The sequence below is a fragment of the Vibrio sp. L3-7 genome, from assembly GCF_963898195.1.
Lineage (GTDB): Bacteria > Pseudomonadota > Gammaproteobacteria > Enterobacterales > Vibrionaceae > Vibrio > Vibrio echinoideorum.
Genome location: NZ_CAWQUW010000003.1, coordinates 35866 through 48113, shown reverse-complemented (window position 1 = coordinate 48113; position 12248 = coordinate 35866). Strand labels below are relative to the sequence as shown.

Sequence of the window (12248 nt, the reverse complement as noted above, 5' to 3'; positions counted from 1 at the left end):
CACGCTCATAAAAAACACCTCCGGAACTTTAACCATAAGTGCGGAGGTGTTTTTGTAGATAACTCACTGATAGACAAAAGTAAGCGTTAATCCAATCTCAACTAATGCGCTGTCACTGAAATCTTCGGTGGGTTGATATTGTGCTTTCTGAATTCCTTCATTACACGCAAGGTAATGTCGGTTTCAAACAGCTTCTCATACGCAGTATCTACGACATACGCTTTACAAGTTAGCTGTATTGCTAAGTAGTTGTCGGTAATCGTCTGCTTCACTAATACGGTTACGGGCTTTGGTAGGTGGATGTAGCGGCTTGATGAAGCCGCTTCTTGAATTAAATCACGGGCTAGGGTGATGTCTTCATCCATTCCTACATAAAATGGAATCACCACCTGCATATCCAACGCGCCATAGTTACCACTGGTAGTGACTTCGTTTAAGAACTTGTTGTTTGGAATGGTAATGATGTCGTCATTCAAAGTTCTCATGCGTACTGAACGTAAACCGATAGTAATGATATCGCCGTAGTTACCCTCAAATGTTACGCGGTCACCAACCTGAAATGGTCTATCAATCATCACTGTGATACCGGCAATGAACGACGCCGCTAAATCTTTAAGAGCAAAGCCGACCGACACGGCGAGGGTACCGCCAATTAACGCCAAGATTTGATCGTTAATACGAAAGCTCATCATGAACACGATAAGACCCGTGCTCACATAGATGAAGAACTGAGTAAACGACTGAAGCTTTTGCAACAGCATACGATATTGCACAAACTGGCTACCGAAGCTAGTTACCAACGAATTGATAAACTTGAGTAACAACCACATTGCCGCAATAACAATCATGGAGAAGAACACACCGCTCCATCGCACCAAGCTTGCTATCTTTGATATGTTTTCTACGTTGGCTAACTCTTCCGTCGCGTAGGTAGGGAAACTTACCGCCGTCGCTAAGCCAACAAGTAATAGGACAAATAACTTCTTCATTTTACTTCACCAATAAATGTTGACGGTCGAGAACGTTAGTAATGTGACGGAACCAGTGATCGGAGATCTTAGCCTTATCTTCGTTCCAGCCAATGTAACCGCGGCTTTCGAAGTAGCGGAGAATTCCGGTAATCTCAGCAATGCTCAACTGAGTACATTCAGACAGCACTTCAGGGGAAGCGATTTCCAACTGCACAATAGAACGCAGCACAGCCAGCATGGGTTTAGGCATGTTCTCTAATTCTTGAGCTTCTGGTACATGAAACAAACGCACCACAGCTTGATCTGTCTCTTTATTTCGATTCAGAGATAAACGGAAGAAACGCAGGGCAACGGTCGGATTGCCATCTGAGTAGTGCCATAGGATTCGATAGAACCCCTTACGGGCACGTTCTTCTTCTGTCATGTCATCTTGGTCCCACTGTTTAGGAACCACCAAACCATCAAACGACAACGGCTTTTCTAATTCTGTGTTGATGCGACTTGTCAGAAGTTCACCGACTTGTTTTTCGGTCCAACGTGGAAGGAAGCAAACCAAATCGAACAACAAACGTTCACCACGAGCTCTATCAACAAAGCGCCAACTAGACTTGGCAATCGACATCACGACTCGGTGATTCTTTTTAGAACGACGTAACAAGTTAGTTAAGCGGATAAGATCAGATAAGCCGCCAACCATAGGTTTGACTAAGCGTTGGGCATTATCGATCGCAATAAGATAGGTGATTTCACTCTTGCGTAAGTGCGCCAAGATCTGAATTTCAGTGGCTTCTTCATCTAAACCAATGCTAACGGCTAGATGAGCCAAGAATTCTCTATATCCAGCATAAGGGCAGCTCACGTAAATCGGCTCTGCATTCGACACTTTATGCAGCAAGGTATAAAGCAGAGTCGTTGAACCAACACCACGCTCGCCAGACACGATACAAATCGCAGGGCTGTCTGACATCAAGTAACGAGAGAGTTGTTTCACCTCGTCGCCTGCATAATCTATGAGAGTGCTGTCTATTGAACCTGGTAGGACGTATTCAAAAGCTTGATTACCTTTGATTCTCACTAAGTTTTGTTGATTCTTGTCCAAGTCGGACTGCTTAGCCACTTCAATTCTAAATAGATAAGCTAGGGCTTGGCTAAACAGTGTGTAACTAGAAAGCAGTGCCATGATTCGATGTTGGAAGTTGTAGACACTCAACCATGCGATACCAAGCGCTGTTGCGATAATATTAAGCAGGAACGTATCTTTACGATTTACCGCCCAGTTGACCCACACCGGTCGATCTGAGATGTGTTGCAATGTATTGAATACTTTCGCTCGCCATAATCTGAGCACTGAAATCGTAACCAATACAAACCAGAAAAACAGGGCACTGTAAATCCAGCTGTAAATAGTACCTTTGCCCAGTGTAATGCTCGATATTTGAAGAATCACACCCGCAACAATGAAGCTCCATACGTAACGACGAATAGTCGATAAACGCAGAGCAATCACTTCTTGATTTGATGTGCGACCTAAACGATAAGCAAATTCAAGGATAAAGCTAATCGCAATCGAGCCACCAAGAATCCACCAGGTAAAGATCTCGAGGAAAATCAGATGCTGCAGGCTAGGGATGCTGGATAACACTCTCAACGATAACGTAATAGCAATCAACCAAGCGATCGCTCGATCGGCTCGGCTGATATACCAAATCACGCGAATCAGGAAAGGCGGATTTTGTTTCGCTTCAAGTAAGTTGACTCGAAACGCTTCGATCAAACGAGTGCTATTGGCAAGCCACCATGCTAATCCAAAGTAAATGAACAAGACTTTTAATGATGCTCCAATGACCGGCACTGGCGAAATAAAGATGTCTTTGATCAGCGCTTTGAAACTGCGTATCTGGAAATAAACGAGATATTCTACATTCAGCTTCGTTAATTCCCACTCTTGCTTAAACTGAGTCACCCCATAAGGACCAAAACCCGTTAGGCGATCTTTGTTTGAGGTCGAGGTTTGTTCGAGTAGATGCTGTTTACTGACATTCAAACTATTTAACGTCACATAGCTTGATTCAACCGCAAACCACAGATCCGAATCGTTGTTCGCTCGGTAATCCAATAGTTGTTGATCAAATGTCCTGATTTGTTCGTTTTGAACTCGGAGCACGTCGGCCAACAGCACGTTAACTTTGCGTTTGTCCGACTCATCCATAAACAACGGGTCGGGGAGTGCGTTAATGCGTTTATTCAGGTCTTGAGCTAAATCCGATACCTGAGGTTGTGATTGTAAGTCATATTCCAAGTTGGCATGACTAGGCCAAGACAACATGGCATGACTAGGCCAAGACAACATGGCATGACTAGGCCAAGACAACATGGCCAGTGTGAGCAATAAGAAGCGCGATAGTGAACGCATAAAAGTCTCTTAGAATTATGAGGTTAGGATTACTATAGTTAGTTAATCTTACTTTGTGAAATCGAACCCCTTTTCGGGGGCGAGTACTTTATTCCTGTTTCTTTCGTCTTTGTCATGAAATTGTCAGGGGTTGGGCTAGTATTTGAGCATCTAGCCATATCGCATATTGATGAGCTAAAAGCAGGTTCAACTGTAACAATGCACCATGCGATATATTCAATCAAGAGCACGATAAGGGTTGCTATATAAACCCTAACGTCACCGGTTGTTCGCTATTTTATTTTTCCTGAAAAATGACGTTTTTTCATGGCAAAATAGAAAACCAAAAGTGTGAGTTGGCTCAAACTATGATTTGGTTGGATTATCACTCACTTAATGGCGAGTAATTGCAATCAATACTTGCAGTTAAAGCCCTGAACAAGTAACGTTGCGGCGTTTTTCACATTAAAAAGGTAACGGCATTGATCTCCACAGCAAATATCACCCAACAATTCGGCGCTAAGCCACTTTTCGAAAATATTTCAGTTAAGTTCGGCGAAGGCAACCGCTACGGTTTAATCGGCGCGAATGGCTGTGGTAAATCGACGTTCATGAAGATTCTATCTGGTGAACTTGAGCCGACTGGCGGTAACGTAAGCTACGATCCAAATGAGCGCGTTGCTAAGCTAAACCAAGACCAATTTGCTTACGAAGAATTCACGGTAATCGACACGGTTATCATGGGTCACAAAGAGCTTTGGGAAATCAAACAAGAACGTGACCGTATTTACTCGCTTCCAGAAATGAGCGAAGAAGACGGCATGAAAGTAGCCGACCTTGAAGTTCAGTTCGCTGAAATGGATGGTTACATGGCAGAAGCTAAAGCAGGTGAGCTGCTTCTTGCTGTAGGTATTGAAGAATCACTGCACTTCGGGCTAATGAGCGAAGTAGCACCGGGTTGGAAACTTCGTGTTCTATTGTCTCAAGTACTGTTTGCAGACCCGCATATCATGCTTCTAGACGAACCAACGAACAACCTGGATATGGACACCATCAAGTGGCTGGAAGATACGCTAAACCAACGTAACTGCACAATGATCATCATTTCGCATGACCGTCACTTCCTAAACTCAGTTTGTACACACATGGCTGACCTTGATTACGGTGAACTTCGTCTTTTCCCAGGTAACTACGATGAGTACATGACAGCAGCGACACAAGCTCGTGATCGTCTACTGTCTGATAACGCTAAGAAGAAAGCTCAAATTGCTGAACTTCAATCGTTCGTTTCTCGTTTCTCAGCTAACGCATCTAAAGCGAAGCAAGCAACGTCTCGTGCTAAACAGATCGACAAAATTCAACTAGACGATATTAAAGCGTCTAGCCGTCAAAACCCATTCATCCGTTTCGAACAGTCGAAAGAGCTATTCCGTAACGCACTTGTGGTTGAAAACCTATCTCAAGGTTTTGAAGCTGACCTATACAACAAGTTCGATGCGATCTTCGAAGTTGGTGAGCGTGTAGCTATCATCGGTGAGAATGGTGTAGGTAAAACAACACTACTTAATACGCTAGCGGGTGCTCTTGAAGCTCGCACTGGTGAGTACAAGTGGTCTGAAAACTCAAACATCGGTTACTACGCTCAAGATCACGCGCATGATTTCGAAGAAGACCTAAATCTGTTTGATTGGATGAGCCAATGGCGCCAAGAAGGCGAAGACGAGCAAGTTGTTCGTAGCTTCCTAGGTCGTATGTTGTTTGGTCAAGACGACATTAAGAAATCGGTAAAGGTTATTTCTGGTGGTGAACAAGGTCGTATGCTTCTTGGCAAGATCATGATGCACAAGCCAAACATCCTTCTAATGGATGAACCAACTAACCACATGGATATGGAATCTATCGAAGCGCTTAACTTGGCTCTTGAGAACTACAAAGGCACATTGTTCTTCGTATCTCACGACAGAATCTTCGTAGACTCGCTAGCAACTCGTATCCTTGAGATCAAAGACGGTAAGATCAACGATTTCCGCGGTACTTACGCTGAACTGTTGAAATCTCGCGGTTAAGGCTTAACGCAACTTAGATTTTCAACTCAACTCGTTGGGAATTAAGCTTTAAACTAAAAAACGCCGTCATACTGAAAAGTATGACGGCGTTTTTGTATCGTTAGCTTTATAATATTAAGTGGCGGGCATTATAGAGTTGTTCAAATACCCACCCTATACATTACTTTGTAACTTAATTTAACTTAACTTGGCTAGTCATCTAGCTGATCTGAGTGCTCTAACCATAACCCATTAATAATTCCAAACGCGCAGGCTAATAACACGCCCAGTACCCAACATAAATACCACATAGGTTACCCTCCTATTTCATCTCTAATTAATACAGTGACGAGCTGTTATCGTGAATGTATTGGCTATCTAATCGACCGAACATTTTGTAGTAACACCAGATTGTGTAACCCAAAATAATTGGCACCACGATAACTGCCACAACTGAGATAATACTCAGTGTTAACTCACTCGATGTTCCGTCCCATAGCGTTAAACTATGCGATGGCATCAAGCTAGATGGCATGATCATTGGGAATAGGGCAACGCCCGCTGTCGTTATGATGCTTGCTATCGATAAGCTCGAAGAAGCGAAGGCCAAACCAGCGCGGTTAAGTCGAGTCATCACGGCACAACTCAGCATTCCGATGATACCTAGAGCCGGAATCCCCCAAAGTACCGGATAGTTTTCGTAGTTATGTAGTAGTAAGTCATCAAACTTCATGACATGTTTCAGTAATGGGTTTGAAACTGAGTCAGTCACAATAGGACTGGTAATCAAATAACCCGGCAACGAGCTTGCGAACAAACCACCAATCACAAACAACGCAGCTGTGATGCACGCCATACACACAATAATGCTTTGTGCTCGTAACTTAAGGTCACCCGTCGTTTTCATCTGAAGGAATGCCGCACCTTGTGTTACTACCATCGCTAAACTCACCAAACCACATAGTAGAGGAAATGGCGTTAATAGATCCCAAAAGCCACCTTGGTAAGACATCATCAGAAATTCATTGAATTCAAATGGCACGCCAAGCATTAAGTTACCGAAGCCGACACCAAAGATAACAGGAGGAATGAAGCCACTGACGACTAATGCGACATCACAAGCCTGTTTCCATCTGGGGTCATCGATTTTAGAACGATAGTCCATGCCAAGCGGTCGTAACCATAATGCGGCTAATACCAAGATCATCGCGAGGTAAAATCCTGAAAATGCCGCGGCATAGATTGAAGGCCAAATTGCAAAAATGGCACCGCCAGCGGTCACCAGCCAGACTTGATTTCCATCCCAATGAGGTGCGATAGAATTAATCATCACTCGTCTGTCTACATCGGACTTTCCAAGAACGGGAAGTAATGCAGCCACACCCATGTCGAAACCGTCGGTAATAATGAAGCCGATTAACAACACACCGATAATTGCCCATGTGAACAGGCGTAGATTTTCGTAATCAAACATCTGAATTCCTTAATGAAGATCGACTGATTGGTTTAGTTGTGTTGGTGTAGATGAAATGCCGACCATTGGATTACTGCAAGTTGGCTGTTCATGGTGATACCTGCCTGTTTTCAAGGCGCTTGGTCCCAGCTTCGCAAACTTAACCATTAAGTACATTTCGACGATCAAGAAGAATGTATAGAACAGATACACTAGGCCAATTGAAATCCACAGGCTTTCAACGGGTAGGTTAGAGACCGCCATATTTACGGGAAGGATCTCACCAATTGACCAAGGTTGGCGTCCATATTCAGCGACAAACCATCCTGCTTCACACGCGATCCAAGGCAGTGGAATCGCACATATTGTTGCTCTCAGTAACCAAGGGCTGGTACCAATTTTACGACGGCAAATTTGGACAAAAGAAAGCCCGATGATTGCGAATATCAATACACCGCACACGACCATAATACGGAAGCTCCAAAACAGTGGTGCAACCGTTGGGATAGTATCTTTAGCCGCTTGTTTGATCTGTTGTTCTGTCGCATCTACAACGTTGTCACTGTATTTCTTAACTAACAGCCCATAACCCAAATCATGCTTAACCGTTTCAAACTCATCGATATTTTTCTGTGACTTATCACCAGAACGGAGCTTCTCTAACAGCCCATAAGCTAAGATACCGTTTCGCACACGATCTTCATTTTTTGCCAATAAATCATGAATACCGATTACTGGTGTATCCAAAGAACGCGTTGCGATAATACCCATCACGTATGGGATTTTAATCGCATAGTCCGTTTCCATAGTCTCTTGATTCGGGAAACCAAACAGCGTGAAAGAAGCCGGGGCTTCTTCGGTGTGCCACTCAGCTTCAATCGCCGCTAATTTTACTTTTTGTACATCACCCAATTCATAACCAGATTCATCGCCAAGCATTAAGGTTGATAAAATAGCGGCCATCCCAAATGCACTAGCAACAGCAAAAGAGCGGCGAGCGAATGGTAGGTCGCGACCTTTCAGCATGTAATAAGCGCTGATCCCCATAATAAACAATGCGCCAGTGGTGTAACCTGCTGAAACGGTATGAACAAACTTCACTTGTGTTACTGGGTTAAAGATAACTTCGACAAAGTCAGTCATCTCCATACGCATGGTTTCAAAGTTAAACTCCGCACCAACAGGATTTTGCATCCAACCGTTTGCCATCAAAATCCATAAACCAGAGAAGTTTGAACCTAGGGCGGTTAACCAAGTGATCGACAAATGCTGACGTTTAGAAAGCCTGTCCCAGCCAAAGAAGAACAGCCCCACTAAAGTCGATTCCAAAAAGAACGCTATCAATGCTTCGATAGCAAGTGGAGCACCGAATATGTCGCCCACATAGTGAGAATAGTAAGCCCAGTTAGTACCAAACTGGAACTCCATAGTTAAGCCCGTTGCAACACCAATAGCGAAGTTAATACCAAACAACTTTCCCCAAAACTTGGTCATGTCCTTGTAGATGGTTTTGTTGGTCATAACATACAGCGATTCCATCACTGCGAGTAAGAAGGAGAGACCTATAGTTAGGGGAACGAATATAAAATGATAAAGAGCGGTACTTGCGAATTGAAACCGCGACAGATCAACGACATCTGTAAGCATAAAAACTCCTTCCCGCCACGGATGTGACGGGTAAGACAATGAAAAAGGAAAGGATAATTAGAGAGGACTAATTAAAGATTTACATGTGACTCTATTAACTGAATCTCTTACCAACGAAGTGCTTTATCTTGCTTTTTAGAGAACTGTTTACGTATCCAGTAATCGGCGCTGACGTAACGACCACCACCATAAACAAGCAACACCAATAGCATCACGAAGTAAGTTCCTGCGAATTCCATACCGTTGTTCAGCATTACCGGGTCGCCAAGCTCTGTGATGTAGTTGTAACGACCTGGGAAGTTAACAGAAAGCCACTCGATGAAGCCGTTAAGTCGAACTGTTGCTTCCATACCGCCTGTCGCAATCGCGTCCCAACCGTGCTTCCAGTGAACCATGGCACTGGCCACACTCATCATGAAAATCATAGGAATCGAGATAAAACGAGTAAACAGACCTAACGCGATACAAATGCAGCCTAGTACTTCAGTAGCTGCAGCTAAAAAAGCCAGCAATTCAGGGAAAGGGAGGTTTAGACCACCATCGGCAGCTGAAGCACCAAACCACGCAACGGTTCCTGCAAAGCCAAGTACCTTAGATCGCGCACCGACATAAATAACGGGAATTAAGTAAAGACGTACTGCCAGCAGCACTAAATAATCGTATTGTTTGCGCTTTTCGACAATTGCGTCGTACCAGTTGAGCGCTGACTTAATCATATTTTTTCTCCTAAAGAGTAAGCACCAATCAGCTCAATCTCGCTGAAGTGTTTGACCCAATTAATAAATTCGAATCTCGCCAATTGTTGAGCAATTATTTGTTTTATATCGGCTAAAGAACGATTTGGTTGTTGTTGGATTATTTGGATAATCGCAACATCAATTTCTCTTAGTTTTATCGTGTTGACGCGTTGGTCAGAGTCGCGATAAATCGCGTAATAAATGGGGTATCGCCTTCGTGTTAGAAACGTCAATGACTCACCATGAACAAGGAAAGGCACCTGCACGAGCTTCATCGTACTGTTGACGAGCAAACCCAATTTAAGCTGGTGTTCATCAGCACGAAGGTCACCCCTCCACGACATCGGCAATACTTGCTTTGAAGCGTCAATCTCAACGCAAAAAGCACACCATTCGTACTCCAACACCGCCAGTTGGTCGGCTGTGAGCTCATGACTCGCACTCAAAGTAGACAAATCACCCAGACTAGACATACTCATTGGTTGAGTTCGACGTTGAACAAAGCTGACAAACTCGGTAGCAATGTGGTGAAACTCCGGTTCTGATGCGTAATGCACAACCACAAACTCATCCACCAATATCAATAATTGGCTTTGTTCGATTTGCTGACAAAACAACGGAAATGTGTTGTTCAATACACCAAACACGTTGTCTCTAATAAACTCGCTGTATCGGCACTGAGAGTTTTCTTCGAGTGGCAAACGTATCAATGCGCTTAACGCCTGCGTTTGAGTGATCATCATGCTCGGAGGGTTATGCATAAACCAACTCCTGATTCATTGGGCAATGAACAACACCTGCGTCTAGAACCTGACTGTGCACCGTTCGCAATTCCTCAGTCAGTACGACCAAAGGCGGTACGTTGTTGTCTCTTTCTAGCAATAACGGTTTGCTGCCATGAAGAGAGAAGGTGTAACGCGCCAAATCGACAACCGCTGGTTGTACTTCCATCCCGTGGGTATCAAGTAACGACTTGTTACCTTCAACCGCTCTGTCAGTCTCAACTAAATGCCCAGCAATGTGGTAGTAGCGAATAGCATCGCTCGGTAAAGCCTTAAGCATTTCAGCCGCATCAAAGTGATGGTTTTGGCTATTCACGTACAGGTTGTTGATATCGACCAACAACTCACAACCGCTGCGCTTTGCTATTTCAGCGATAAACTCACCCTCAGGCATCTCATCTCCATAATTGTGGTAATAAGAGATGTTCTCCATCACTAAAGGACGTTGAATGATGTCCTGAACTTGCTTGATTCTATCTGCCAAATAATCGATGTTTTCTGTGCGACGTGGCACAGGTAACAGTTCATACAGATACCCCTGGTTGTCACGAGAAAAGCTCAAGTGTTCGCTATACACTTGGATCTTTAGATCATCGAGAAACTGACCAACCTGACGTACAAACTTCGTATTAAGCGGTTGGCAATCTCCAATAGATAAACTTAAACCGTGGGCAACTAAAGGGTATTGCTTCGCTATATCCTGTAGCTGTTCGCGCTTAAGACCACCTAAGCTCATCCAGTTCTCGGGAGCTAACTCCAGAAAATCAATATCAGGGTGCTTTGGGGAACGAGCGAGCAGTTCAATATGCTCACTGCGTAGCCCAATGCCTTTGTCTGTATTCTGAATGGTTCGCACTTTATGGTTTAACTCTCTATTTTTAGGGACTCTGCTTTCAAGGGCTCTGTTTGTTACAGCTCGGTCATTTGATGCTAGAGCTTTAGTTTTATGCGTATCTACTGGCCACATACTCCACCTGTCACCTTGCTATTGGCCATTAGGATGGGCTCTTTACTTGGCGAGATACCTTCAGCCGTTAAGCCACATTTTCCATCACGAGCACGCACCAAACGATCTTGTGGGTTGCTTGTCAGTTCCGCTTTTTCGAAACGTTTTTCCGTACCACATTTACCCGCAGCGCATTTACCCCCATGTCCAGATGATGCTTTGGCTTCAACAGGTGCTTCTGGTGGCGTATCAGCAAATGCCATTGCCGAGCTAAGGCTGATCACCGATGTGATCGCGATTGAAAGGGCAACTTTATTGTTCATGTTATTTCTCCTTTACAGCTGACATAGGGAAGCTTGCTAAGTCACGACCAGACATGATTGGTCCGTCGTAATATTCGCGTACGATTTTGATGGATTCGGATTTACGTTTAAGGCCTAAACCCATCCAGTGATTAAGCACCAACATCTTTGGATTGATCTCTTTAACAATTTCGCCAATCACAGAAGGCTTAGCGTGCATGAATGAAGAGACGCCATCGGCTTGTTCATGAATTGCCATTGGCATCATCATGATGTCGGCACCACGAGCGAAGTCTAAAAACGCAGAGTTGCTGCCATTCTGGTCCGCTGAAATCACCATCACGCCTTCTTCACTTTCGATTCGGTAAGCGAGACAAGGCACATCACCATGAGGGATACCCAGAGCAGTGATCTTCAAGCCATCTTTTTCGTAAACAACCGTTGGCTCTTTTGATTGATGATCAACATCTTGCAGATTGATAGGGAATAGGCCATCTGTGCCATCGTATAAACCACTTAAATACGCATAAGCGCCATCTTGTGGGTCGAAGTTCGCTTTGAAGTAACCTGTTAAGCTTGGGAATACAGAGCCTGCCGTTGGCCCCGAAATATCTAGTGGATTTTCGCGGTCAAAGAAGTAACCACCTTTGAGAATGGCGGGGACATCATTAACGTGATCAGTATGGAAGTGTGTGATGCCCATGAAATCTAAGTCTTCAAGTTTTGCACCGGCTTGACCAAAACGTAAGTACACACCACCACCGGCATCAATCATGATTCGTGATTTCCCTTTCCACCATACGATTTCACCGGATGATGCACGTAGGTCATCCGAAATAGGGCCACCGGATCCAAGGATCTGTAATGTAAAATCAGTATCGACAGGCTTGAGTTCAATCGCGTGGCAGTTGGCGCCCAAGGTCAGTCCAAGAGCTATTGCTAGAGCTTTTAAAGGCAGTTTCATATTGTTATC

General features: G+C 44.2%; 11 protein-coding genes. 1 reads left to right on the top strand and 10 read right to left on the bottom strand.

The features are described from left to right. Positions 1 to 101: 101 nt before the first annotated feature. Both AACW75_RS03605 and AACW75_RS03600 read right to left on the bottom strand, forming a co-directional pair. Positions 102 to 989, bottom strand: coding sequence for a mechanosensitive ion channel family protein (locus tag AACW75_RS03605; RefSeq protein ID WP_017073256.1), 888 nt, complete (start codon positions 987 to 989; stop codon positions 102 to 104). Between the two features lies 1 nt (position 990). Next, the gene (locus AACW75_RS03600) at positions 991 to 3384 is read right to left on the bottom strand and encodes an ATP-binding protein (protein WP_445329511.1); all 2394 of its coding nucleotides are present in this window, start codon (positions 3382 to 3384) and stop codon (positions 991 to 993) included. A gap of 461 nt (positions 3385 to 3845) precedes the next feature. Between AACW75_RS03600 and AACW75_RS03595 the strand changes: the two genes are divergently transcribed. Beyond that, complete coding sequence (locus tag AACW75_RS03595) at positions 3846 to 5429, top strand: ABC-F family ATPase (protein WP_017073258.1); 1584 nt, start codon at positions 3846 to 3848, stop codon at positions 5427 to 5429. A gap of 191 nt (positions 5430 to 5620) precedes the next feature. Here the strand turns inward: AACW75_RS03595 and cydX are convergent, their stop codons facing one another. From cydX to AACW75_RS03555, 8 genes are all read right to left on the bottom strand, one after another. Continuing rightward, positions 5621 to 5719 carry a cytochrome bd-I oxidase subunit CydX gene (gene cydX / locus AACW75_RS03590; protein ID WP_081324463.1) on the bottom strand — a complete coding sequence of 33 codons (99 nt, stop codon included), beginning with the start codon at positions 5717 to 5719 and terminating at the stop codon, positions 5621 to 5623. A gap of 26 nt (positions 5720 to 5745) precedes the next feature. Further along, positions 5746 to 6882, bottom strand: coding sequence for a cytochrome d ubiquinol oxidase subunit II (cydB, locus tag AACW75_RS03585; protein WP_135458194.1), 1137 nt, complete (start codon positions 6880 to 6882; stop codon positions 5746 to 5748). A gap of 9 nt (positions 6883 to 6891) precedes the next feature. After that, positions 6892 to 8508, bottom strand: coding sequence for a cytochrome ubiquinol oxidase subunit I (locus AACW75_RS03580; RefSeq protein ID WP_135458196.1), 1617 nt, complete (start codon positions 8506 to 8508; stop codon positions 6892 to 6894). Positions 8509 to 8615: 107 nt separating this feature from the next. After that, positions 8616 to 9224 (bottom strand): HvfX family Cu-binding RiPP maturation protein, encoded by a 609-nt coding sequence (locus AACW75_RS03575; protein ID WP_145568421.1) that lies wholly within the window; start codon positions 9222 to 9224, stop codon positions 8616 to 8618. After that, entirely contained in the window at positions 9221 to 10006 is a 786-nt protein-coding gene (locus AACW75_RS03570; protein WP_145568423.1) for an HvfC family peptide modification chaperone, read from the bottom strand. The genes AACW75_RS03575 and AACW75_RS03570 overlap by 4 nt, the downstream gene beginning before the upstream one ends. Continuing rightward, complete coding sequence (locus AACW75_RS03565) at positions 9999 to 10883, bottom strand: DUF692 domain-containing protein (protein ID WP_145568504.1); 885 nt, start codon at positions 10881 to 10883, stop codon at positions 9999 to 10001. Before AACW75_RS03565 ends, AACW75_RS03570 begins: the two co-directional genes overlap by 8 nt. A 98-nt stretch (positions 10884 to 10981) precedes the next feature. Further along, entirely contained in the window at positions 10982 to 11296 is a 315-nt protein-coding gene (locus tag AACW75_RS03560) for a hypothetical protein (RefSeq protein WP_135458202.1), read from the bottom strand. A 1-nt stretch (position 11297) separates the two neighbouring features. Next, entirely contained in the window at positions 11298 to 12239 is a 942-nt protein-coding gene (locus AACW75_RS03555) for an MBL fold metallo-hydrolase (protein WP_135458203.1), read from the bottom strand. Positions 12240 to 12248: the final 9 nt, after the last annotated feature.